This window comes from Corynebacterium senegalense (genome assembly GCF_900411315.1).
GTDB classification, from domain to species: Bacteria; Actinomycetota; Actinomycetes; order Mycobacteriales; family Mycobacteriaceae; genus Corynebacterium; species Corynebacterium senegalense.
The window spans coordinates 2,195,961-2,219,578 of the sequence record NZ_LS990887.1; the positions used below are offsets into that span (position 1 = coordinate 2,195,961).

Below are 23,618 nucleotides of genomic sequence, written 5' to 3' on the forward strand. Positions count from 1 at the left end.
CGGGGAGGGGGCGTCGTAAGGCACACTGTTGGGCGTGGAAACCTTGATCCTGGCAAACATCCCCTCGCCGCCCCAGGGCGTGTGGCACCTCGGCCCGGTGCCGGTCCGCGCCTACGCACTGTGCATCATCACGGGCGTCGCCGTCGCCCTCTGGCTGACACTGCGCCGCTACGCCGCCCGCGGCGGAGACCCCGAGGTGGTGTGGGACGCGGCGATCGTGGCCATCCCGGCCGGGATCGTCGGCGGCAGGCTGTACCACGTCATCACGGACTACGACAAGTACTTCGGGCCCGGCCGCGACCCGTGGAAGGCGTTCAACATCAGCGGGGGCGGGCTGGGCATCTGGGGCGCGGTGGCGCTGGGGACCCTCGCCGTGTGGGTGCTCTTCCGCCGCAAGGGCCTGCCGCTGGCGCCGTTCGCCGATGCGGCGGCCCCGGGCATCATCCTCGCGCAGGGGATCGGCCGGCTGGGCAACTGGTTCAACCAGGAGCTCTACGGCCGGCCCACCGACGTGCCGTGGGCCTTGGACATCTACTACCGCGTCGACGAGGCGGGCAGGTACGCGCCGCTGACGGGCCACTCCACCGGCGAGGTGGTCGCCAGTGTGCACCCGACATTCCTCTACGAGCTGCTGTGGAACGTCCTCGTCTTCGCCCTGCTCATCTGGGCCGACCGGCGCTTCCGCCTGGACCGCGGGCGGGTCTTCGCGCTCTACGTCGCCGGCTACTCCTTCGGGCGCTTCCTCGTGGAGCTGATGCGCGCGGACGAGGCGACCATGATCCTCGGCCTGCGCGTGAACACGTGGGTCAGCGGGATCCTCTTCGTCACCGCGCTGGTCGTGTTCCTCCGGCTCAGCCGACGCCCGCAGCCGCCGGCGCGGACGGGTAGCGTGGAGCCCGGAACCGAACCTGCGCCGGGCACGGCGCACGCAAGCTAACTAGGGTGGAAGAACGTGGATAGAAGAACAAAGATCGTTTGTACCCTCGGGCCCGCGGTGGCCAACAAAGATGCCATCCTCGGGCTCGTTCGCGACGGCATGGACGTCGCCCGCCTGAACTTCTCGCACGGCGACCACGCCGACCACGAGCAGAACTACCGATGGGTGCGCGAGGCGACCGACACGACCGGGCACGCCGTCGGCATCCTCGCCGACCTGCAGGGCCCGAAGATCCGCCTCGGCCGCTTCGAGGAGGGCTCGACCTACTGGGAGACGGGCGAGGAGGTGCGTATCACGGTCGACGACGTCCCCGGCACGCACGACCGCGTCTCCACCACCTACAAGCAGCTCGCGCAGGACGCCAAGCCCGGCGATCGCCTGCTTGTCGACGACGGAAAGGTCGCCCTGGTCGTCACCGAGGTTGACGGCAACGATGTGGTGGCCAAGGTGACCGAGGGCGGCCCGGTGTCCAACAACAAGGGCGTCTCGCTGCCCGGCATGGACATCTCCGTGCCCGCGCTGTCGGAGAAGGACAAGGACGACCTGCGCTTCGCCCTCAACCTGGGCGTCGACCTCATCGCACTGTCCTTCGTCCGCTCGCCCTCGGACATCGACCTGGTCCACGAGATCATGGACGAGGTGGGCCGCCGCGTGCCGGTGATCGCCAAGCTGGAGAAGCCGGAGGCGGTGGAGGCGCTCGAATCGATCATCCTCGCCTTCGACGCCGTCATGGTCGCCCGCGGCGACCTGGGCGTGGAGATCCCGCTGGAGCAGGTGCCGCTGGTGCAGAAGCGCGTCATCCAGATCGCGCGCGAGAACGCGAAGCCTGTCATCGTGGCCACGCAGATGCTCGACTCGATGATCGACAACTCCCGCCCGACCCGCGCCGAGGCCTCGGACGTGGCCAACGCGGTGCTCGACGGCGCCGACGCCGTCATGCTCTCCGGTGAGACCTCGGTGGGCGTCGACCCGCACAACGTCGTGCGCACCATGAGCCGCATCGTCCGCGTCGCGGAGACGATGGGCTTCGTTCCGCCGCTCAACCACATCCCGCGCACAAAGCGCGGCGTGATCTCCTACTCCGCCAACGACATCGCCACCCGCCTCAACGCCCGGGCGATCGTTACGTTCACCACCTCGGGCGACACCGCCCGCCGCGTGGCCCGGCTCCACCCGGACCTGCCGCTGCTCGTGTTCACCCCGGTGCAGCAGGTGCGCTCCCAGCTCGCCCTGAGCTGGGGAGCGGAGACCTTCCTCTGCCCGCAGGTCGACAGCACCGACGAGATGATCAAGGTCGTCGACGAGATCCTGCTGTCCATGGACGAGTACAACGAGGGTGACGCGATGGTCATGGTCGCCGGCACGCCCCCCGGGGTCAGCGGCACGACGAACACGATCCACGTCCACCAACTCGGCGAGGACACGCGCAACCCCTAAAACTCGCGCGATAGCGCACAGAAACGACATCGTTCCCGGCACCTGCAGGTGCCGGGAACGCGTTTTTAATCAGGGGGTGTTAGCCAGCGACGGGGTCGAGGACGACCTTGATGCAGTTGTCCTCCTTGTCTCGGAACTTCTTGTACGCCTCTGGTGCCTCAGACAGCGACACGCGGTGGGTGACCAGGTCGTCGACGCCGAGCGGGTCGGAGGGATCCTCAACCAGCGGCATGAGGTCGGAGATCCACTTCTTCACGTTGCACTGGCCCATGCGCATCTGAATCTGCTTGTCAAACAAGGTCATCAGCGGCATCGGGCTTGCAGTGCCGCCGTAAACGCCGCTGATGGAGATGGTGCCGCCGCGGCGGACCAGGTCGATCGCGTCGTGCAGGACGCTGAGGCGGTCGACGCCCGCGGTCTCCATGACCTTCTGTGCTGCGGCGTCGGGAAGGAACCCGGCCGCGGTCTGAATGGCGCCACCCACCGGGGAGCCGTGGGCCTCCATGCCGACGGCGTCGAGAACCGCATCGGGGCCGCGGCCGTCGGTGATGTCCTTGAGCTCGGCGATGGTGTCGGCACCGTCGGTGTAAACCTCGATGCCGTGGCGTGCAGCCATCTCGCGGCGCTCCGCGACGGGGTCAATGCCGAACACGCGCGCGCCCATGTGGCGCGCCATGCGGGCTGCCATCTGGCCGATCGGGCCAAGGCCGTACACGGCGATGGTGTCGCCCTCGCCCACGTCGGCGTACTTCACGCCCTGCCATGCAGTCGGCAGCACGTCGCTGAGGAACACGTAGCGGTGGTCCTCAAGCTCGTTGCCCACCTTGATGGCACCGAAGTCGGCGTGCGGCACGCGCAGGTACTGGGCCTGGCCGCCGGGAACGGAACCGTACAGCTCGGAGAAGCCGAGCAGGGAAGCGCCGGAGCCCTTCTCGGTGACCTGGGTGGTTTCGCACTGGGAGTACAGGCTGTGGTCGCACATCCAGCAGTGGCCGCAGGAGATGTTAAACGGCACGACGATGCGGTCGCCGACCTTCAGGCCGGACTACGAGCCGGCCTCAACGACGCGGCCCATCGGCTCGTGGCCCATAATGTCGCCCTCGTTCATGTACGGGGCGAGAACGGACATGAGGTGGAGGTCAGAGCCGCAGACACCGCTAGAGGTGACCTCGATAATCGCGTCGGTGGGTTCCTGAATCGTGGGGTCGTCGACGGTTTCTACCGAAACCTTGTCGGTCCCTTGCCACGTCAATGCCTTCATTGCTAGTCCTTTCGTCGGGTGTGGAGCGCCCATCGGGCGCGTCCAACGGGTACGAATGCTTCGCTACGCCCGATGTGTATGACGTGTCAGTAATCATTTTCAATAAGGCCGTTTGGCTGCGGGCGAACGCGTGTTCGCTCTGCTCAAGAGCGCAATAAGAACTTCAAAACTTTTCTAGAACTGTGGTTCGGGACCCAGCTCGCCGCGCCACCAGCGCCGCCACTCGTCCTCGCCGGGGTGGCGGGGCAGCACGATCGTCGCGGTCGGAGAAACCACCCTTCGCACCGGGCTGATTCCGTGCAGCGCGTTGAGGAACCACATCGGGTTGGCCGGGTCTAGGACGCCGCCCGTGATGTCGTGACCCAGCGCCTTGGCGCGCTCGGCCACCAGAGCCTCGGTCGTGCTGGGCAGGCGCGTGGCGTCGGCAAGCACGAGGGTGTCTCCGACCCAGCCGACGAGCGTGCCCGTGGTGGTTTCGGCGAAGTCGCCGAGGACGATGTCGTCCGTCCCCGCGATGGCGTGCGCGCGCCGATGCTCGGCAAGGCGCACCAGGTCCGGGCCCTTGATCAGCGGTGCCGTCCTCGGGTCCGGCGCGGCTGCCAGCGTCAGGTCGGTCGTCTGCCGCGCCGGCGGCGCCGGCCGGATGTCGAAGCGGAACCTTCCATCAAACACCGAGATGCGGGGAAACAGGTCGGAGGAGGCGTCGAGAAGCTCAAGCGCGCTGTCCCACATCCCGGCCGGAAGCGGGCCGGCGCCGGCGGCGAAGCGCTCGCGGTGCAGCTCGAGCCCGCGGGCGCGGCCGTGATCGTGGCGCCACGAGTCGGCGCAGTCGAACCCCCGCGGTTCGTCGCGCGTGGGCAGCCAGCGCCCCTCCCAGACGTAGGAGGTCACGTCAGCCCCGCGATCACCGCGGCCGCCTTGAGCTGAAGCTCGGCGTACTCGGCGTCGGCGTCGGAGTTCCACACGATCGCGCCGCCAGCGCCGACGGTGAGCGTGTCCGCCTGCTTGACCGCGGTGCGGATCACCACGCTGAGCTCCGCGTTTCCGTCGAAACCGAGGTATCCGATCGCGCCCGAGTACACCCCGCGCGGGCCGGGCTCGAGGGCGCCGATAAGCGTGCACGTGCGCTCCTTCGGCGCCCCCGTCATGGAGCCGGGCGGGAAGGTCGCGCGCACCAGGTCGATTAGGCCGCGGTCGGGGCGCAGCCGCCCGGTGATGGTGGAGACGAGCTGGTGCACGGTCGCGTACGTTTCCACGGCCATGAGCTGCGGGACAGCCACGGTGCCGGGGAGGCAGACCCGTGCGAGGTCGTTGCGCAACAGGTCGACGATCATCAGGTTTTCCGCCCGCGTTTTGGCGTCTTCCTGCAGCTCCTCCGCGCGGCGCTCGCGCGGCAGCGTGCCCTTGATGGGCTTGGTCTCCACCTCGCGCCCGCGCACGCGCAGGAAGCGCTCGGGGGAGCTGGAGAGCACCTCGATGCCGCCGAGGCGCAGGTAGGCGGCGTAGGGCGCGGGGTTGGAGCGCCGCAGCCGCGCGTAGAGGTCGATGCCCTCGCCGCGCGCCGCCGCCTCGTAGGTGTCGGTGAGGCAGACCTCGTAGGAGTCGCCGCGCGCCAGGGCCTCCCTGATCGCCGCGAGTCGCTCGAGGTAGGCTCCGCGCCCGAGGCGCCAGGAGCCCTCGCCAATCGACGCCCCACCAGCCTCACACCGGTCCTCGCGCAGCGCCGAGCGCAGGTCCTCGGCGAGCTGGCGCGTGCCGTCGTCCCGGGCTTCATCGTCCGGTGCGCGGCGGTGCAGCACCATGAGGTGCGCGCGGCGGGCGGCGTGGTCGTAGACGAGGAAGGACTGCGGGCGCACGAAGCAGGCGTCGGGGTGGAGGCTGGTGTGCCGCGGAGAAAAGTCGGGCAGGGTCAGCGCGGCGCACTCGTAGCCGAGGTAGCCGACCCACCCGCCGGCAAAGGGCAGCTCGGGCACGCCGGAGGTGTCGACGGTCTCGCCTAGCTCCGCCTCGAGGGCCGCGAGCACGTCCGGGCCGTCGCCGCCCCTGCGGTAGACGATCCGGCGCGACAGCGGCCCGGCGTCCGTGCCCATGATGGTGAACCCCTCGCCGGTGGCGGAGTCCAGCCAGAACGCCTCGGCGCCCTGGGCGGACAGGGCCCGGAAGGTGGCCTCGGTGTCGAGGTCGATGTCCACCGCCTCGTGCGTCACCGCCCACTGCGCCCGCCCAGCCTGTCCAACCTGCCCCGGGCGCCCCGTGCCGCGCAGCGCGAGGAAATTGCGCATGATCCGCTCGCCGTGCTCGCTGAGCACGGACTCCGGGTGGAACTGCACTCCCCAGTGCGGCCGGCCGGGCACCTCGAGCGCCTGCACCACCCCGTCCTCGCTGCGCGCGTGCACGCGGATCCCGGACTCCGCGGCGACCGGTTCGACGCGCAGGGAGTGGTAGCGCACGGCCGCAAAGCCCTGCGGCACCCCGTCGAAGATGCCCTCGCCCGAGTGCCTGATGCGGCTGACGTGGCCGTGGTGCGGGGCGGTCCGCGCGACCGGCGCGCCCGCGAGGTGCCCGAGGCCCTGGTGGCCGAGGCACACGCCGAGCACCGGGATGTTCGCGGCGGCCTCGATGACCTGCCGCGATGCCCCGAAGTCGCCGGAGTCCTCCGGGGCCCCGGGGCCCGGGGAGATCACCACGTGGGTGTAGCGCCCGGCCGCGACCTTCGCGGCGACGCCGAGCTTCTCGACGTCATCCGCGCGCACCACCTCGGGCTCGCGCCCCGCCGCCCGGGCAATGAGGTGGGCCAGGTTGAACGTGTAGGAGTCGCGGTTGTCCACGAGCAGAACCGCGGGTGGGGTGGCGGCCACGGTCAGTATTCCGCCCTGTCTGGGTTGGCCGCCCACGTGTCGAAGGGCGCGTTGTCGCCGGGCCGAGGGTCGTGGACGAAAGGCACCGGGTCGCGGCGCGTGCCGGCGAGGATCTCCTCGATCCAGGAGTCATCGAAACCCGCCGCCGCGGCCTGGGCGGACGCGGCGGCGTAGACCACCGACTCGACGCCCGCCCAGTGGATGGCGGCGAAGCACATCGGGCAGGGGCGGGCCGAGGAGTACAGCACGGCCCCGGTCAGGTCGTGCGTGCCCGCGGCGGCGCAGGCGGCGCGGATGGCCTGGATCTCGGCGTGCGCGGTGGGGTCGCGCCGGGCCACCACCTCGTTGCTGCCCTCGTGGAGGCCGCCGTCGGCGGCGACGACGACGCAGCCGAAGGGCCCTCCGCCGGTGGCGGCGGAGCGCTCGGCGATCTCGATGGCGCGGGCGAGGTGGTCGGGCACTTACTGGCCCTCGATCGGGGTCGGCTCGATCTTCCACACCTCTGTGGCGTAGTCGCGGATCGTGCGGTCGGAGGAGAAACGGCCGGACTCGCAGATGTTGATCCAGCACATGCGCGCCCAGTGCAGCGGGTCCGCGTAGTACTCCCGGGCCATGCGGTCGCGGGTGTCGCGGTAGTCGGCGAAGTCACCGAGCACGTAGTACACGTCCGGGGTCTCCCAGCCGTTGCCGTCCAGCAGGGAGCCGCGGATGTCGTGGAAGGCGCCGGTTCCGGCGTCGTCAAGCGTGCCGTCGGTGAGAGCGTCAAGCGCGCGCTTGAGGCCCGGGACCTGCTCGTAGTGGGCCTGCGGGTTGTAGCGCTGGCGCAGGGTGTCGAGCTCCTCCTCGCGGGCGCCGAAGATGTAGGCGTTGTCCTCGCCGACGGCGTCGACGATCTCCACGTTCGCGCCGTCCATCGTGCCCAGGGTGAGCGCGCCGTTCATCATGAACTTCATGTTCGAGGTGCCCGAGGCCTCCTTGCCGGCGGTGGAGATCTGCTCGGAGACGTCTGTGGCGGGGATGATCTGCTCGGCGGGGGAGACGTTGTAGTTCTCCACGAAGACCACGTGCAGGATCGGGGAGACCTCGGGGTCGTTGTTGACCAGTTCGCCGATGGCGTTGATCAGCTTGATGATGCGCTTGGCGCGCGTGTAACCGGGGGCCGCCTTGGCGCCGAAGATGAAGGTGCGCTTCGGCACGTCCGTCTCCCCGTCCTCCTTGATGCGGAAGTAGAGGTCGAGGATGTAGAGCGCGTTCATCAGCTGGCGTTTGTACTCGTGCAGGCGCTTGATCTGCGTGTCGAAGATGGAGGCGACGTCCACCGTCTCGCCCTGGTGCGCGGCCAGCCAGGCGGCGAAATCGGACTTGTTGGAGGCCTTGATGTCGCGCAGCTCGCGCATCACCTCGTCGTCCTCGGCGAAGTGGCGCAGATCGGCGAGTTTGTCCAGGTCGGTGACCCACTCGTCGGAGCCGGAGAGGCGGTCGAGCAGCGCGGAGAGCTTCGGGTTGCACATGCGCAGCCAACGCCGGGGTGTGACCCCGTTCGTCTTGTTGTTGAACTTCTCCGGGAACAGGTCGTGCCAGTAGCCCAGGGTGTCGCGCTTGATGATCTCCGTGTGCAGCGCCGCGACGCCGTTGATGGAGTAGGAGGCGTAGGCGGCGATCCACGCCATGTGCACCTTGCCGTCGTGGACGGGCGAGTAGTGGTGGGCCGCGTCGGGGTCGATGCCGCGTGCCTGCATGTCGATGCGGTAGCGCCGGTCGATCTCCACGATGATCTCCCAGATCCGCCAGAACAGCTGCTTGAAGATGGCCACGTCCCAGGTTTCGAGGGCCTCCTGCAGCACCGTGTGGTTGGTGTAGGCGAAGGTGTTGGTGGTGACCTCCCAGGCCTCCTCCCAGCCGAGGCCGTGCTCGTCCATGAGCAGGCGCATCAGCTCCGGGATGCCGATGACGGGGTGGGTGTCGTTGAGCTGCACTGAGTTGTAGGTGTGGAACCCGCGCAGGTCGGTGCCGTGGTGCTCGATGTAGTTGTCCAGCATCTCCTGCAGGGAGGCGGAGACGAAGAAGTACTGCTGGCGCACGCGCAGCACCTTGCCGGCGAAGGAGGAGTCGTTCGGGTAGAGCACGCGGGTCAGGTCGTGGACAGCCTCGCGCTCGAGGATGGCGTCGGTGAAGCGCTGGTGGTTGAAGGCGTCGTAGTCGAACTCGTGCATCGGCTTCGCGTCCCACAGACGGAGGGTGCCGACGTTGCGGGTGCCGTAACCGGTGATCGGCATGTCGTAGGGCACGGCGCGCACGGTCATGTCGTCGAAGCGCACGATGCGCTGCTGGGAGCCGCGGCGCACGATGAAGGGGTAGAAGGACTCTTTCCAGGCGTCGGGGTGCTCCTTCTGGAAGCCGTCGACCAGCTCCTGGCGGAACAGCCCGTAGCGGTAGAGCAGCCCGTATCCGGTGACGGGGTAGTCCTGCGTGACGGCGGAGTCGAGGAAGCAGGCGGCGAGGCGGCCCAGGCCGCCGTTTCCGAGGGCGGCGTCGTGCTCGGCCTCGAGGACGTCGCTGAGCTCGCGCCCGCTTTCCGACGCCACCCGGGCGGCCTCCTCAACGAGGCCGAGGTTGGTCAGGTTGTTCAGCAGTGCGCGGCCCTGCAGGAACTCGGCCGAGAAGTAGGCCTGCTGGCGCGTCGCGGCGTAGGCGGCGCGGGTGGCGTCCCAGTCGTCGGCGATCTGTTCCATGACGGCGGCGGACATGCCCGTCCAGAACTTCTTCACCGTGGCGGTGCGGGGCGTCGCGCCGGAGAAGGCGCGGACGTGGCCCTCCACGGTGGAATCGAACTCTCGCGGGTGTGCTGGTGTGGTCATGCGTCTCCCTCGCTGGTTGGACGTGTTCGTTTCTGTCGGGCTGGCGGTGGTGCCGGGCGCGGCGCGCCGGGCTGCAACGCCCCCGAGCCTACCTATTCCCGGCGGCGCCGACGCGCTCGCCTCAGCGCGCCAGGTAGGTCATCACGGCGGTGAGCGCGGCCCGGTTGGCCGCATCGATTGTCGGCTCGTACTCGGGCAGGAAGGTGGACATGTGGTTGACGGGGACGTCCTCGTTGACCCGGTCCGAGCGCACGGCGGCGTCCCACTGCCCGCGCGGGGTGCAGCCGATGAGCCAGAAGAAGTAGGGCACGCCGAAGGCCAGGGGGATGCTGGGGAAGTCCTCGGAAACAGTCTTGCGCGGGGCGCGCACCGAGTCGGTGCCGAAGACGGCGTCGAAGTTGGGGCGGACCTTGTTGTAGACGACGGCGTCGTTGCTGAGCAGCTCGCCGTGGGCGAAGTACTCGATGGTGGGGGCGTCGGTGATGCCGGAGGCGAGGACCTCGGCGTGGACGACGCGCTCGATGGAGGCGTAGACCTTGGCCTTGGTCTTGTCGCTGTAGAAGCGGCAGTTGAGGGTCAGCTCGGCCTCGGCGGGGATGATGTTGTTCGTCGAGCCCGCGCGCATGCGCGCGACGGTCACCACGGCGAAGTCGTCGGGGTCCACCTCGCGGCCCACGATGCCCTGCATGCGGGTGATGATCATCGCGGCGGTGAACGTCGGGTCGACCGCGGCGTGCGGCATCGAGCCGTGGGCGCTGCGCCCGGGGATGGTCACCCGGATCGAGTCGCAGGCCGCGAACTGGGGGCCCGCCTTGCTCATCACCTGGCCGGCGCGGCCCGGCATGACGTGCATGCCGAAGCAGACGTCGGGGCGCGGGACGCGCTCGACCAGCCCGTCGTCGACCATGGCGCCGGCACCCGCCCCGATCTCCTCGCCCGGCTGGAACAGGGCGATGAAGGTGCCGGACCAGTGCTCGCGGGTGTGGTCCATGACGTCGCACAGGCCCAGCAGGGCCGTGGTGTGCACGTCGTGGCCGCAGGCGTGCATGGTGCCCACGGGCTTGCCGTCCGGCCCGGGGACGACCTTGTGCGAGGCGTAGGACACCGCGGTGTCCTCGGTGACGGGCAGGCCGTCGAAGTCCGCGCGGTAGAGCACGCTCGGGCCGTCACCGTTGCGGAAGACCGCCACGATGCCGTACTCGCCGACGGGCGCGACGACCTCGCAGTCGAAGCGGCCCAGCTCGGTGAGGATGCGCCGGTGGGTCTCCGTCTCCTGCATGGACAGCTCGGGGTTGGCGTGGAGGATCTCGTAGAGGCGGCGCTGCCAGACGGGGTCGATCTCGTAGGAGGATGAGATGCGCTCCAGCTTCCCGGCCAGGGTGGGCTCGTCGGTCTCGCTCATCGGGTGTCCAGGGCTCCTTGTGGGGTCGGTCCGGTGGGTGGGCGTCGGGTTCTAACCTAGCGCCCGGTTGTAGCGCAGGCAGTTGCGCACCGGGTGGCACTCGGTGGCGATGCGGATGTTTCCCGCGATGCGCCCCTGGTCACGCAGCGCGTAGAGGCTGGAGACCATGCGGTCGCGGATGTCCTGGGGGGACAGGGTGTTGACGTAGATCTTCGTCCCGCCCTCGAAGCCCGCCAGGGTGGACACGCGCCACTTCAGGTTCACGCGCATGGGCATGGGGATGTCGAGGTCGATCGGCTTGTAGTGCCACTCTTCGTTGCAGGGCACCCGCGGGCCCGTAGCCGCGTGCGCCGCGTGCAGCAGGTCGGAGAAGCTGCGCATTTCCTCGGGAGTGTGCTCCCACGGTTCGGGGGCGCTGGACTTGGAGTAGACCACGACGGTGGGATAGCGGTGGCCCACACCGGCGATGAGGATGGCGTGGTCGGTCTCCGCGATGACCAGGTTGTTGTAGAAGGCGTGGTTGACGGCGTGCTCGTTGTAGATGTTCGGGTTCTGCCGCAGCTTGGCGATCTCCTGGTCGTTGTGCACTCCGCGCTCGTCGATGGCGACGAGCTGCTTGTGCAGGTGGTCGAAGGAGGCGCCGGCGGGAGCGAGCCAGTTCTGGAACACGGCGACGTAGGGCGCATAGCGGTTGGTGTCGTAGAGGTCGCGCATCGCGTCGATGGTCAAAGCGATGAAGCCGTGGTGCTCCTCGGGGGTGAGCGTGCCGGAGGAGGCGAGCTGGGAGTCGTCAGTCGCGCCGTCGACGAAGTGGCGCCGCGCGATGATGACGTCGTGGCCCCCGCCGAAGTAGGCGGGCGCGAGCCGCAGCAGCTCCTCCTCCCCGGCGCCGGCCGCCCTGGCGCCGAGCCTGCGGCGGGCCACGGCGAGCAGGTGCTCGCGGCCCTCGGGGTCGGCGAGGTAGGTCTCCATCCACCAGCGCTGCTTCTCGGTCATCTCGTAGCCGTAGTTTTCGTGCCAGTAGTTGTAGGAGACGATCTCGAAGAGGTTGGGCACGCGGCGGAACTCGGCCTGCTCCCGGTCGAGCTCGCTGGGCAGAAGCCGGCGGAGGATCTTCCACTCCTCGCCGATGCGCACCATCCGCGCCTTCTCGGGCGGCGTGCTGAGCTGGTTGGCGGAGCAGAAGGCGCAGGAGTGGGTGAAGTCCTCGGGCTGCAGCGGGCGGGCATCCTTCACCGGGGCGCTGAGGGGCCGGTCCCCGCGGCCCGGCACGGTCCACACCTCGGTTCCCGAGAACGGGTTGATCTGCTTGATGGTTCCGTCGGCCATCGTCAGGAGGGGTTCGGTGTGTCCGTGGATGTAGGAAGTCATGTGTGCCAAGGGTATTAGTTAGCCTTGGTCCATGCCGATCATCCAGTTTGACGTCCTCGTCCCCGACGCCGCCGCCCCCGAGGTCGGGGCCGCCTTCCAGCGCGCGCTCGACATCCTCGTGCGCCGCGGGATGCTCACCTCGGGCACGGCCGAGCACGCGGAGCCGCCGCTTGTCGACGCCACCACCGACGCCCAGCTGCGCGAGGTCTACCGCGCCGACCGCGGGGCGGACCCGGACGCTGAGGGCGCGCGCGTGCACCGCTTCCGCATCGACGCCGGAGGGGCCGACAGCTACAACCGCCTGGCGATGGGCCTGTCGCGGGTGCTCACCCCGAAGGCGGAGCTGCCGCGGGACCCGGCGGCCCTGATGGTGCAGGAGCGCTTCGAGGTGCCCTCGATCTACCCCTGGACGGTGGAGATCCGCAGGTAGTTCACCGCGATCTCGGCGCCCGCGCGGATGAGCTGCTCGCGGGTGTCCGGGTTGTCCTCCAGCTCGACGCCGATGACACCTGCGGGAAGCTCGTGCTCGATGGCACCCGCGGCCACGGCGGCGGCGGTGCCCGCCTGCGCGGCGATGTCGAGCACGGTGGAGACGACCTTGCCCTCGGGGCTCTGGTCGTCGAAGCGGCCCTCCCCCGTGACCACCAGAGAGGCCGAGGAGACGAGCTCGGCGAGGCCGTGTGTCTCCGCGGCGAGGCGCGCGCCGGGCACGACCCGGACGTGCTCGTCCGTGCCGTGGAGGAGGCGGGAGAGCCAGGTAATACCGATGGCGACGCCGCCGGCCGCGCCGTAGCCGGGCAGGTCCGGGTCGACGCCGGCGAACTCGCAGAGGTGGGCGAGGCCGCGGTCGAGCGCCTCGACGTCCTCCTCGGTCGCGCCCTTCTGCGGGCCGAAGACCCGGGCGGCTCCGCGGTCTCCGGTGGCGGGGACGAGGGCGTCGGCAAGCAAGAGCCACTCGACGGAGCCTGCCGGGATGTTCACGGTGGCGGTGTCGATGTCGGCGAGCCGCTCGAGGGCGCGGCCGCCGGGCGGGAGGTTGTACCCGGCCGCGTCGACGGGCTGCGCGCCGAGGGCGACGAGGATGCCGGTGCCGCCGTCGACGGTGGCCGAGCCGCCCAGGCCGAGGACCACCCTCGTCGCCCCGCGGGTCTGCGCGTCGGCGATGAGCACGCCGGTGCCGTAGGTGTCGCCGGTGGCGGCTACGGGGTTGTCCTTGACCGCCGGAAGCCCGGAGGCGGCGGAGACGTCGATGAAGGCGGTGGCGGTGGAGGCGTCGAAGGTGTAGCTGGCCTCGGTGAGGCGCCCGGCGGCGTCGGTGGTGGGCAGGGTGATGCGCTCGCCGGCGAAGAGGGCGGAGGTGCCCTCGCCGCCGTCGGCCATGGGCACGAGGGTGACCTCGGCGTCCTTGATGATGCTGCGGATGCCCTCGCCGAGCCACTCCGCGGCCTTCTCGGCGCTGGCGGTGCCCTTGAAGGCGTCCGGGGCCACGATGACCTTCGTCGACGGGGCGGGAACTGTAGTGATGTGCGTCATAGTTGCTTCCGGGGTGGGGGAGAAAACGTGTGCTCCGGGCCATTTTAGACGGCGGCCCGGCCCGGCGGCTCACGCGGCGGGGCGGGAAAATGCGGGAATAACTATTGCGCGTTCGGTGGGTGGGCGTATTGTTAGGGACGTTGTAAACCTGCCGTTCGTTAGGTATTCGGTTTACGGGACGGCCCGCCCGGGCAGCTCCACCACATGTCGCCGCAACAGAAAGGTGCATCGCATGACCTCCATTGACCAGGAAGTAGCTGGCTACTACGACAAGCTCCTCAAGCGAAACGCGGGGGAGCCCGAATTTCACCAGGCTGTCGCGGAAGTCCTCGACTCCCTCAAGATCGTCCTCGAGAAGGACTCCCACTACGCCGACTACGGCCTCATCGAGCGCCTCTGCGAGCCGGAGCGCCAGATCATCTTCCGCGTCCCGTGGATCGACGACAACAACGAGGTCCGCGTCAACCGCGGCTTCCGCGTCCAGTTCAACTCCGCCCTCGGCCCCTACAAGGGCGGGCTGCGCTTCCACCCGTCGGTGAACCTCGGCATCATCAAGTTCCTCGGCTTCGAGCAGATCTTCAAGAACTCCCTGACCGGCCTGCCCATCGGCGGCGGCAAGGGCGGCTCCGACTTCGACCCGAAGGGCAAGTCCGACGCCGAGATCATGCGCTTCTGCCAGTCCTTCATGACGGAGCTGTGGCGCCACATCGGCGAGTACCGCGACGTCCCCGCCGGTGACATCGGCGTCGGCGGCCGCGAGATCGGCTACCTCTTCGGCCAGTACCGCCGCCTGGCCAACAACCACGAGTCCGGCGTGCTCACCGGCAAGGGCCTGACCTGGGGTGGCTCGCTGGTGCGCACCGAGGCCACCGGCTACGGCTGCGTCTACTTCACCGACGAGATGATGAAGGCCCGCGGCGAGTCCCTCGACGGCGCCAAGGTCATCGTCTCCGGCTCCGGCAACGTGGCCATCTACGCCATCGAGAAGGCCCAGGAGCTCGGAGCCACCGTCGTCGGCTTCTCCGATTCCTCCGGCTGGGTGGAGACCCCGAACGGCGTCGACGTCGAGCTGCTCAAGGACGTCAAGGAGGTCCGCCGCGAGCGCGTCTCCTCCTACGTGTCCGAGGCGCAGGGCGCGACCTTCCACGAGGACGGCTGCATCTGGAACCTGCAGGCGGACGTGGCCCTGCCGTGCGCGACGCAGAACGAGCTGACCGGCCAGGACGCCAAGAACCTGGTGGCCAACGGCGTGAAGTACGTCGCGGAGGGCGCGAACATGCCCTCGACCCCGGAGGCCGTCGAGGTCTACCGCGACAACAAGATCAGCTTCGGCCCGGGCAAGGCCGCCAACGCCGGCGGCGTGGCCACCTCGGCTCTGGAGATGCAGCAGAACGCCTCGCGCGACTCCTGGACCTTCGACTACACCGACCAGCGCCTGCACCAGATCATGTCGAACATCTTCAAGATGGCCGACACGACCGCGAAGGAGTACGGCCGCGAGGGCGACTACGTCGTCGGCGCGAACATCGCCGGCTTCAAGAAGGTCGCCGACGCGATGCTCGCGCAGGGCGTGATCTAGCGCGCGCTATCACCGGCCGCGCCGTTAATCAGTACGCTGAGTAATCATGTACCGCGTTTTTGAAGCCCTCGATGAACTCGTCCAGACGGTGGAGCAGGCCTACGGCGTGCCGATGACCGCCAACTGCATGGTCCCGCGCAACCAGATGCTCGAGCTTCTCGACGACCTGCGCAACGCCCTGCCCGTCGAGATCGACGACGCGCAGGACGTGCTGGACCAGCAGGACGAGATCCTCCGGGGGGCGCAGGAGCGCGCGGCGACGGTCGTGGGCGAGGCCGAGGACGAGGCCGAGCGCATCATGCGCGACGTTCACAACCAGACCGAGAGCATGCTTGCCGACGCCCAGTCGCGCGCCACCCTCCTCGTGTCCAACGCGGAGGAGGACGCGGAGCGCACCGTGGCCCGCGCCCACGAGGACGCGGACGCCGCGGTGGCCTCGGCGCGCGCGGAGGCGGACCGCCTGGTGGAGACGGGCAACCAGGAGTACCAGCGCAGCGTCGACGACGGCCTGGCGGAGCAGCAGCGCCTCATCAGCGAGTCCGAGGTCATGCGCCGCGCGGACGAGGAGGCGCGCCGCCTGGTCGAGTCGGCCCACTCCGACTCGGCACGGCTGCGCTCCGAGTGCGACGACTACGTCGACTCCAAGCTCGCGGAGTTCGAGGAGTCGCTAACCTCCGTCCTGCGGACCGTCTCCTCCGACCGCTCGGCGCTGCGCCGCGGCGCCGGGATCTCGGGCGAGGCCTACGAGCCCCACGAGCGCTACGGGCGCGGGGAGCGCCGCGAATACACCCGCCGCCCGCGCGCTGAGCGGGCGGATCGGGCCGACTCCGACGTGGATTACTAGGAACCCGGTTTCGTTGTAGTGTAGTGGCTGTTATGGCTACTAATCCCTTTGTTTTCGACGTCGCTGAGGCGCTGGGGGGCGACGGCCTGCCGGTCACGTTCACCCAGACCGGCCCCTCACCCTCGCGCATCGGCCCGGAGATGATCGCCCTGCCCGAGGGCGGGGAGGTCACCGTCGAAGCCGTCGTCACGCCGCTCGGTTCGGGCGTCATGGTCGACGCCACGGCCACCGGCCGCCTGGCGGGGGAGTGCGCCCGCTGCCTGGCCCCGCTCACGCCCGAGTTTGACGTCACGGTCAACCAGGTCTTCTCCGGCGGCGGGGACTTCATCGTCGGCGACCCGGAGGCCGAGGAGGACAAGGGCTCGGGGGACGAGGTCCCGGAGATGGTGGGCACCACCGTCGACCTGGAGCAGGCGTTCGTGGACGAGATGGGGATGAACCTGCCGTTCAACCCCACCTGCCTGCCGGAGTGCGCGGCGGACTCGGAGGTGCCGGAGCCGGACGGGGTCTCGGGGGAGGAGAACGACCTGCTCGATCCCCGCTGGGCCGGACTGGAGAAGTTCCTGTGAGCCGGCGCTCCCGGAAGAACAGGATCACCGGCGAGGAGGCCTGGGACGCGGGCTTCGCGGCCGTCGACCACGCCCCGCTGCTTGCCAGCCTCGGCGCGGAGGTCGAGCCGGAGCTTCTGCGTCTCGCCCTGACGCACCGCTCCTTCGCCAACGAGCACGACAACCTGCCGAACAACGAGCGCCTCGAGTTCGTCGGCGACGCCGTGCTGGGGCTGTCGGTGGCCAACGCGCTGTTCGAGCGCTACCCCTCGCGCCCGGAGTCGGATCTGTCCCCGATGCGCTCCCGGGTGGTCTCGCGCTACGCGCTGGCCGACGTCGCCCGGGAGATCGGCCTCGGCCCACACCTCCTGCTGGGCAAGGGCGAGGAGGTCACGGGCGGGCGCGACAAGGACTCCATTCTGGCCGACACCACCGAGGCCCTGCTCGGCGCGATCTACCGCCAGCACGGCTTCGAGGTGACGCGCGACGTCATCGTGCGGCTGTTCGGCAAGAAGATGGACGAGGCGCAGCCGAACCAGGACTGGAAGACCGCCCTGCAGGAGCGCGTCGCCGAGCTGGGCGGGGAGCAGCCCGAGTACCGGGCCACCGTGGAGGGCCCCGAGCACGAGCAGGTCTTCACGGCGGACGTCCTCATCGAGGGGCAGTCGCGCGGCCGCGGCCGTGGGCAGAACAAGAAGACCGCGGAACAGAACGCCGCCCGCGAGGCCGTCTTCTTCCTCCACGACCACCCCGAGGTCGTCGCGCTCGCGAACAGGGGGTAGCCGGGTGCCGGAACTTCCCGAGGTGGAGGTGGTGCGCCGCGGCCTGGCGGACCACGTCGTCGGTCGCACCTTCGGCACCGTCGAGGTGCTCCACCCGCGCGCGGCGCGCGGCAATTCCGTCGATCTGACCCAGGTCCTTCCCGGCCTGAGCGTCACGGGGACGGGGAGGCGCGGCAAGTTCCTCTGGCTCGAGCTGTCGGACGGCGCAGCGCTCGTTGTCCACCTGCGCATGAGCGGCCAGATGCTCGTGGGGCAGCCGGGGGCGGTGCGCAGCCCGCACCTGCGGATTCGGGCGTCGATAGGCGATGGCGAGCTCGCGTTCGTGGACCAGCGGACCTTCGGCTCCTGGCAATATGCCGCGCTTATCGACGACCCCCTGATGCCCACCGGGCGCCGCATCCCCGCAACAGTCACCCACGTCGCCCCCGACCCCTTCGAACCGGCCTTCGACCTGGTGGGCACTGCGCGGCTGATGAGGAAGCGGAACTCGGCGGTCAAGACGGTGCTGCTGGATCAGTCGCTGGTCAGCGGGATCGGCTCCATCTACGCCGACGAGGCGATGTGGGCGGCCGGGGTGAAACCCACCCGGCGGGCGCGCTCGCTGCGGCAGCGCGACGCGGTGCGGCTGCTGGAGGAGTCCCGCGCCGTGATGGCCCGAGCCCTCGAGCAGGGCGGGACGAGCTTCGACTCGCTCTACGTCAACGTCAACGGCGCCTCGGGGTACTTCTCACGCTCGCTCAACGCCTACGGGCGGGCGGGGTTGCCCTGCGCCAGGTGCGGCACCCCGCTGCGGCGCGTGGTGGTCAACGGTCGCTCGAGCCACCACTGCCCGGAGTGCCAGGTGCTGTAGTGAGCTGACAGCTCGGTGTGGTGATTCTGTGATCTACGCCTAAGATCTCCCCCATGGATAAAGCTACGGAGTTCGTCGACGGGACTCTCAACGGGATCATCTGGAACATCGTGCCCTGGCTGCTGCTCGCCGCGGGCATTTACTTCGGGCTGCGCACCTTCTTCGTCCAGGTGCGCCTGCTGCCCGAGATGTTCAAGGCGGTGACCGAGAAGCCGAAGGCTGTCGACGCCAACGGCAACCAGCTGGACGAGGACCACGACGGCATCTCCGCCTTCAAAGCCTTCACCATCTCCGCCGCCTCCCGCGTGGGCACCGGCAACATCGCCGGTGTCGCGTTGGCCATTTCGGTCGGCGGGCCGGGTGCCGTCTTCTGGATGTGGACGATCGCCCTGGTCGGCGGCGCCACCGCCTTCGTCGAGTCGACCCTGGCGCAGCTGTGGAAGTCCCGCGACCCCGAGGGCCACTACCACGGCGGGCCGGCCTTCTACATGACCCGCGGCCTGGGCTGGAAGCCCCTGGCCGTCGTCTTCGCGGTGGCGCTGTCGTTCACCTACGGCTTCGTCTACAACGCCATTCAGACCAACTCCATCGTCGAGGCGGTCGGCGGCTCCCTCGGCAGCGACTCCAACACGCTGAAGCTGGTCGTCGCCGTCGTCATCGCGGCCCTGACGGCCTCCATCATCTTCGGCGGTGTCACCCGCATCGCCAGCGCCACCCAGATCATCGTTCCGTTCATGGCAATCGCATACATCATCGTCGGCCTGATCGTGGTCGCCCTGAACATCCGTGAGGTGCCGGGCATGTTCGCCCTCATCGTCGGCCACGCCATCGGCCTGAAGCAGGTCGGCGGCGCGACGCTGGGCATGGCGTTCATGTGGGGCATGCGCCGCGGCCTGTTCTCCAACGAGGCCGGGCAGGGCTCCGCGCCCAACGCCGCCGCCACCGCGACGGTGTCGCACCCGGTGAAGCAGGGCCTGGTGCAGACGCTCGGCGTCTACTTCGACACCCTCGTCGTCTGCTCGATCACCGCGTTCATCGTGCTCCTCGGCCCGGCGGTCACCTACGGAAAGGACGACATCCAGGGCGCCTCGCTGACCCAGTCCGCCCTCGCCGATTCCGTCGGTGCCTGGGGCGCACACTTCATCACCTTCATCCTGTTCTTCCTGGCGTTCTCCTCTGTGATCGGCAACTACTACCTCGCGCAGGCGAACATCGAGTACCTCTCCGAGTCCAAGACCGTCATGACGCTGTTTCGCCTCGGCGTCATCGCCTTCGTCTTCTTCGGCGCCTTCGGATCGGTGCCGCTGGTGTGGTCCCTGGGCGACACGATGGCGGGCATCATGGCCACGATCAACATCATCGCCCTCGTCCCGCTGGGCGGGGTGGCCATCAAGCTGCTCAAGAACTTCAATGAGCAGCGCACCAAGGGCATCGACCCCGTCTTCCACCGCGACATGCTCCCCGAGCTGCCCAACGTCGAGGTGTGGGACGGCTCCGACCCGGTCACCCGCCGCACCTGGGAGGACCGCCGCTCGCTGCGCGAGTTCTAGAACCCACACCCGATACACTGGCCGTCATGAGCGAAACGCGAATGACGGCCTTTGTGCACGGTCGGGTCCAGGGCGTGGGCTTCCGCTGGTGGACGCGCTCTCGCGCCCTCGAACTGGGCCTTACCGGCTACGCCCAGAACCTCGACGACGGGCGCGTGGAGGTGGTCGCCGAGGGCGCGGAAGGGGGCGTCGAGAAGCTTCTCGAGCTCCTGCGGGAAGAGCCCTCCACCGCGCAGCGGCCGGGGAGGGTCGACACCGTGGTCGAGCAGTACTCGCAGCCGCGCGGCGCGGAGGGCTTTGAGGAGCGGTAGGGCCCGAACCCGCTAAAATCACCCCAATGCACCTCAAATCGCTGACGCTCAAGGGCTTCAAGTCCTTCGCGTCTGCGACGACGATGAAATTCGAGCCCGGCATCTGCGCCGTGGTCGGACCGAACGGCTCGGGCAAGTCGAACGTGGTGGACGCGCTGGCGTGGGTGATGGGCGAGCAGGGGGCGAAGAACCTGCGCGGCGGGAAGATGGAGGATGTCATCTTCGCTGGCGCGGGCGAGCGCAAACCCCTCGGGCGCGCGGAGGTCACACTGACCTTCGACAACTCGGACAAGCACCTTCCGATCGAGTACACCGAGGTGGCGATCACCCGCCGCATGTTCCGCGACGGGGCCTCCGAGTACGAGATCAACGGCGCGAAGGCGCGCCTGATGGACATCCAGGAGCTGCTCTCGGATTCCGGAATCGGCCGCGAGATGCACATCATCGTCGGCCAGGGCAAACTCTCGGAAATCCTCGAGTCGCGCCCCGAGGACCGCCGCGCGTTCATCGAGGAGGCCGCCGGTGTGCTCAAGCACCGCCGTCGCAAGGAGAAGGCGCAGCGCAAGCTGGCCAGCATGCAGGGCAACCTCGACAGGCTCCAGGACCTCACGGACGAGCTGGGCAAGCAGCTCAAGCCCCTGGCCCGCCAAGCCGAGGCCGCCAAGCGCGCCGCGACGGTGCAGTCGACGCTTCGCGACGCCCGACTGACCCTCGCCGGGGACCAGGTGGTCACGCTGCGTGCCCAGCTTTCCGACGCCACCCGCAACGCGCAGATCCTCGCCGAGCAGGTCGAGACGGTTTCCGCCGCGCTGGAGGAGGCCGTGGAGGCGCAGGAGGCGATCGAGCAGGAGCAGCAGGACGTTCAGCCGCGCGCCGAGGAGGCGCAGCAGGTGTGGTTCGCCCTGTCGACGCTGGTGGAGCGCGCCGGGGCCACCGTGCGCATCGCGACCGAGCGCGCCGGCAACGCCCGCGCCGAGGTGGCCTACCACGGGCAGGACCCGGATGACTTGGCCGCGCGCGCGGCCGCTGCCGACGAGCAGTTCGCCGAGGCCCTGGAGCAGGCGGAGGAGGCGGCGGAGCGCCTGGAGTCGGTCCGCGAGGAGGTCGCTGACCTGCAGAAGGCTTTCGACGAGGCGGAGCGCGAGCACCTCGCGCAGGTCCGGGCGATCGCCGACCGCCGCGAGGGCGTGGTCCGCCTGCTGGCGCAGGAGGAGTCGCAGAGCGCCGCGGTGGAGGCGGCCGAGGCGGAGATCGCCCGGCTGGGGGAGACGCTCGCCGAAACCCGGGAGCGCTCCCGCGCCGCGCAGCGCGAGGCCGCCGGTGTCGCCGAGCGCCTCGCCGACCTGGAGGCGGAGCGCGACCCGCTGGACGAGGCTCACGTGCGCGCCTACACCGAGTCCGGCGCCGCCGAGAAGCGACTGGAGCAGCTGCGGGCCGCCCAGCTCGAGCGGGAGCGCGCGGTGTTCACCCTTTCCGCGCGCATCGACACCCTGCGCGAGCAGACCCCGAAGGGCGCGGCGGCTGATGTGCTGGGGGAGGGCTTCGCGCGTCTCGCTGGGCTGCTCACGGCGCGCGACGGCACCTCGACGGCGCTCGCGGCGGTGCTCGGGCCCTACGCGGAGGCGCTCGTCGGCAGCGCGGAGGACGTGGTGGACAGGCTCGCCGCAGCGGAGCGCACGGTGGTGATCCGCCCGGAGGGCGGCGGCACGTGGCGCCTCGACAGCGACCGGCAGGTGGACTGGCTCCTCGACCACCTCGACGTAGCCCCCGAGATCCGGGGCCCGCTGACGCGCCTGCTCGTCGACGTCGCCCTCGCAGACACCCCGGAGCACGCCCGCCGCCTCGTCGAGTCGGATCCCCGGCTGCGCGCCGTCACCCGCGAGGGCGTCGTGGTCGGCGAGGGCTGGGTGGCGGCCGGGTCGGGCCGCGCCACCTCCGTTGAGCTCAGCGGGGACATCGACCGCGCCACCGCCGAGCTCGAGGTCGCCCAGGCCCAGCTGGAGGAGCTCTCCGGCACGTTGGAGGGGGCGAAGATCGCGGCGGAGGACGCCCGCGTCGCGGCGGCTGGTGCGAAGGCGGCGCTGCGCGAGCACGACACGAACCTTGAGGCGTGGCGCCGCGACCACCAGCGCCTGCAGAAGCAGCTGGAGGCGAACGAGGCCGAGCACAGGCGCGCCAGCGACCGCGCCACCGAGGCGGAGGCGCGCCTGGCCGAGCGCCGCAGAGAGCTCGCCGAGACCCGCGAGCGCCTCGCCCGCGTCGATGGTGAAGACAACCCGGACGAGCCCTCCACCGCGGAGCGCGACCGCGCCAGCGCTGCCCTGGGCCAGGCCAAGGCCGTGGAGATGGAGGCCACCCTCGCCGCCCGCAGCGCCCAGCAGGCCGCGGACTCCCTCTCGGGCCGGGGTGACGCCCTGCGGCGGCAGGCGGAGCACGAGCGCCAGGCGAAGGCCCGCCACGAGGCCGCGGTGGCGAAGCGCCGCGCGCAGGCGGAGCTGGCCCGCGTCGTGGCGGGGCACGCCCGCGACATCGTGGCACGTGCCACCGCCGCGCTCGAGCGCGCCACCGCGGAGCGCGACGAGCTCGCCGCGACCGTCAACTCGTTGCGCGCCCAGCTGCAGCAGGCCCGGTCGAAGGTCAGCGCGACCCGCCAACAGCTCGAGCGGCTGACGGACAGCGCGCACTCCTCCGACATCGCCCGCTCGCAGGCGCAGGTCCGCATCGATGAGGCGGAGGCGAAGATCACGGAGTCTCTCGGCATCGCCATCTCCGACCTCCTCGCCGGATACACCCCCGGCGAGGATTTCGACCGCGCCGCCGAGGAGCGCCGCCTGCGCCAGGCCGAGAAGGACCTGCGTGCGCTGGGCAAGGTCAACCCCCTCGCGCTCGAGGAGTACAAGGCACTCGAGGAGCGCTACAGCTTCCTGTCCACGCAGCTTGACGACGTCATCCAGGCGCGCCGGGACCTCAGCGGCGTCATCACCGAAGTGGACGCCCAGATCCTCCAGCTGTTCACCGACGCGTGGCGCGACGTGGAGGCCGAGTTCCCCCGGGTCTTCCAGACGCTCTTCCCGGGCGGCGAGGCCCGCCTCGTCCTCACCGAGCCGGAGGACATGCTCGCCACCGGCATCGAGATCGAGGCCCGCCCGCCCGGCAAGCGGGTCAAGCGCCTTTCCCTGCTGTCGGGCGGGGAGAAGTCGCTGACGGCGCTGGCGTTTTTGGTGGCGATCTTCCGCGCGCGCCCCAGCCCGTTCTACGTGCTCGACGAGGTCGAGGCCGCGCTCGACGACGTCAACCTGCGCCGCCTCATCGCCCTGCTCGAGGAGCTGCGCCGCGACTCCCAGCTGCTGGTGATCACCCACCAGAAGCCCACGATGGACGTCGCGAACGTCCTCTACGGCGTCACGATGCGCGGCGACGGTGTCACCCGCGTCATCTCCCAGCGGATGAACCCCGCCGGGGAGTAATCGCGCGCGACGCACCGGGTTGCTGGCACT

Annotated in this window: 18 protein-coding genes and 1 pseudogene; 11 read left to right on the forward strand and 8 right to left on the reverse strand. The window is 69.8% G+C overall.

Features of this window, described 5'->3' with window-relative positions:
• The first annotated feature begins 34 nt into the window (after nt 1–34).
• On the forward strand, nt 35–937 hold the full coding sequence (lgt, locus tag DYZ02_RS10670; protein WP_115686472.1) for a prolipoprotein diacylglyceryl transferase: 903 nt from the start codon (nt 35–37) through the stop codon (nt 935–937).
• A gap of 15 nt (nt 938–952) precedes the next feature.
• Nucleotides 953–2,374 (forward strand): pyruvate kinase, encoded by a 1,422-nt coding sequence (pyk, locus tag DYZ02_RS10675; protein WP_115686228.1) that lies wholly within the window; start codon nt 953–955, stop codon nt 2,372–2,374.
• Nucleotides 2,375–2,453: 79 nt separating this feature from the next.
• Here pyk and DYZ02_RS10680 read toward each other — a convergent pair.
• The 7 genes and pseudogenes from DYZ02_RS10680 to DYZ02_RS10710 all read right to left on the reverse strand — a co-directional run bounded on the left by DYZ02_RS10680 (nt 2,454) and on the right by DYZ02_RS10710 (nt 12,124).
• A pseudogene (locus DYZ02_RS10680) lies at nt 2,454–3,635 on the reverse strand (zinc-binding dehydrogenase).
• 174 nt (nt 3,636–3,809) lie between these two features.
• Complete coding sequence (locus DYZ02_RS10685) at nt 3,810–4,526, reverse strand: aminotransferase class IV (protein WP_115686229.1); 717 nt, start codon at nt 4,524–4,526, stop codon at nt 3,810–3,812.
• Complete coding sequence (gene pabB, locus DYZ02_RS10690) at nt 4,523–6,493, reverse strand: aminodeoxychorismate synthase component I (RefSeq protein ID WP_115686230.1); 1,971 nt, start codon at nt 6,491–6,493, stop codon at nt 4,523–4,525. The genes DYZ02_RS10685 and pabB overlap by 4 nt, the downstream gene beginning before the upstream one ends.
• Before the next feature lie 2 nt (nt 6,494–6,495).
• Nucleotides 6,496–6,954 (reverse strand): nucleoside deaminase, encoded by a 459-nt coding sequence (locus tag DYZ02_RS10695; RefSeq protein ID WP_115686231.1) that lies wholly within the window; start codon nt 6,952–6,954, stop codon nt 6,496–6,498.
• A complete protein-coding gene (locus DYZ02_RS10700; RefSeq protein ID WP_115686232.1) occupies nt 6,955–9,351 on the reverse strand; it encodes a glycogen/starch/alpha-glucan phosphorylase in 2,397 nt (798 codons plus the stop codon). It lies immediately after the preceding gene.
• Between the two features lie 121 nt (nt 9,352–9,472).
• Nucleotides 9,473–10,753 carry an amidohydrolase gene (locus DYZ02_RS10705; protein WP_115686233.1) on the reverse strand — a complete coding sequence of 427 codons (1,281 nt, stop codon included), beginning with the start codon at nt 10,751–10,753 and terminating at the stop codon, nt 9,473–9,475.
• 51 nt (nt 10,754–10,804) lie between these two features.
• A complete protein-coding gene (locus DYZ02_RS10710; protein WP_115686234.1) occupies nt 10,805–12,124 on the reverse strand; it encodes a DUF4921 family protein in 1,320 nt (439 codons plus the stop codon).
• A gap of 31 nt (nt 12,125–12,155) precedes the next feature.
• Here DYZ02_RS10710 and DYZ02_RS10715 point away from each other — a divergent pair, with 31 nt between their 5' ends.
• Nucleotides 12,156–12,554, forward strand: coding sequence for a hypothetical protein (locus tag DYZ02_RS10715; RefSeq protein ID WP_115686235.1), 399 nt, complete (start codon nt 12,156–12,158; stop codon nt 12,552–12,554).
• Here DYZ02_RS10715 and DYZ02_RS10720 read toward each other — a convergent pair.
• Nucleotides 12,524–13,657, reverse strand: a complete 1,134-nt coding sequence (locus DYZ02_RS10720) for a glycerate kinase (protein ID WP_115686236.1) — start codon at nt 13,655–13,657, stop codon at nt 12,524–12,526. The two genes, DYZ02_RS10715 and DYZ02_RS10720, sit on opposite strands and share 31 nt — an antisense overlap.
• Nucleotides 13,658–13,889: 232 nt before the next feature.
• Between DYZ02_RS10720 and gdhA the strand changes: the two genes are divergently transcribed.
• From gdhA to smc, 8 genes are read left to right on the forward strand one after another with little or no spacing between them, the layout of a single operon-like run.
• Entirely contained in the window at nt 13,890–15,236 is a 1,347-nt protein-coding gene (gene gdhA / locus DYZ02_RS10725) for an NADP-specific glutamate dehydrogenase (protein ID WP_115686237.1), read from the forward strand.
• Between the two features lie 46 nt (nt 15,237–15,282).
• Nucleotides 15,283–16,080: an ATP synthase subunit B family protein gene (locus DYZ02_RS10730; RefSeq protein ID WP_115686238.1), complete on the forward strand. Its 798-nt coding sequence runs from the start codon at nt 15,283–15,285 to the stop codon at nt 16,078–16,080.
• A gap of 32 nt (nt 16,081–16,112) precedes the next feature.
• On the forward strand, nt 16,113–16,649 hold the full coding sequence (locus tag DYZ02_RS10735) for a YceD family protein (protein ID WP_115686239.1): 537 nt from the start codon (nt 16,113–16,115) through the stop codon (nt 16,647–16,649).
• Nucleotides 16,646–17,410, forward strand: coding sequence for a ribonuclease III (gene rnc / locus DYZ02_RS10740; RefSeq protein ID WP_115686240.1), 765 nt, complete (start codon nt 16,646–16,648; stop codon nt 17,408–17,410). The genes DYZ02_RS10735 and rnc overlap by 4 nt, the downstream gene beginning before the upstream one ends.
• A 4-nt stretch (nt 17,411–17,414) precedes the next feature.
• Nucleotides 17,415–18,260, forward strand: coding sequence for a bifunctional DNA-formamidopyrimidine glycosylase/DNA-(apurinic or apyrimidinic site) lyase (gene mutM, locus DYZ02_RS10745; protein ID WP_115686241.1), 846 nt, complete (start codon nt 17,415–17,417; stop codon nt 18,258–18,260).
• A 53-nt stretch (nt 18,261–18,313) separates the two neighbouring features.
• The gene (locus DYZ02_RS10750; RefSeq protein ID WP_115686242.1) at nt 18,314–19,810 is read left to right on the forward strand and encodes an alanine/glycine:cation symporter family protein; all 1,497 of its coding nucleotides are present in this window, start codon (nt 18,314–18,316) and stop codon (nt 19,808–19,810) included.
• A 26-nt stretch (nt 19,811–19,836) separates the two neighbouring features.
• The gene (locus DYZ02_RS10755; protein WP_115686243.1) at nt 19,837–20,121 is read left to right on the forward strand and encodes an acylphosphatase; all 285 of its coding nucleotides are present in this window, start codon (nt 19,837–19,839) and stop codon (nt 20,119–20,121) included.
• Between the two features lie 26 nt (nt 20,122–20,147).
• The gene (smc, locus tag DYZ02_RS10760) at nt 20,148–23,588 is read left to right on the forward strand and encodes a chromosome segregation protein SMC (RefSeq protein WP_115686244.1); all 3,441 of its coding nucleotides are present in this window, start codon (nt 20,148–20,150) and stop codon (nt 23,586–23,588) included.
• Nucleotides 23,589–23,618 lie beyond the last annotated feature (30 nt).

Bases quoted from the DNA above. Each gene is read 5' to 3' on its own strand.
- DYZ02_RS10750 (WP_115686242.1), top strand. From the start codon at position 18,314: ATGGATAAAGCTACGGAGTTCGTCGACGGGACTCTCAACGGGATCATC.
- DYZ02_RS10705 (WP_115686233.1), bottom strand. From the start codon at position 10,753: ATGAGCGAGACCGACGAGCCCACCCTGGCCGGGAAGCTGGAGCGCATC.
- DYZ02_RS10710 (WP_115686234.1), bottom strand. From the start codon at position 12,124: ATGACTTCCTACATCCACGGACACACCGAACCCCTCCTGACGATGGCC.
- DYZ02_RS10715 (WP_115686235.1), top strand. From the start codon at position 12,156: ATGCCGATCATCCAGTTTGACGTCCTCGTCCCCGACGCCGCCGCCCCC.
- DYZ02_RS10735 (WP_115686239.1), top strand. From the start codon at position 16,113: ATGGCTACTAATCCCTTTGTTTTCGACGTCGCTGAGGCGCTGGGGGGC.
- DYZ02_RS10700 (WP_115686232.1), bottom strand. From the start codon at position 9,351: ATGACCACACCAGCACACCCGCGAGAGTTCGATTCCACCGTGGAGGGC.
- DYZ02_RS10730 (WP_115686238.1), top strand. From the start codon at position 15,283: ATGTACCGCGTTTTTGAAGCCCTCGATGAACTCGTCCAGACGGTGGAG.
- gdhA (WP_115686237.1), top strand. From the start codon at position 13,890: ATGACCTCCATTGACCAGGAAGTAGCTGGCTACTACGACAAGCTCCTC.
- smc (WP_115686244.1), top strand. From the start codon at position 20,148: ATGCACCTCAAATCGCTGACGCTCAAGGGCTTCAAGTCCTTCGCGTCT.
- DYZ02_RS10755 (WP_115686243.1), top strand. From the start codon at position 19,837: ATGAGCGAAACGCGAATGACGGCCTTTGTGCACGGTCGGGTCCAGGGC.
- DYZ02_RS10720 (WP_115686236.1), bottom strand. From the start codon at position 13,657: ATGACGCACATCACTACAGTTCCCGCCCCGTCGACGAAGGTCATCGTG.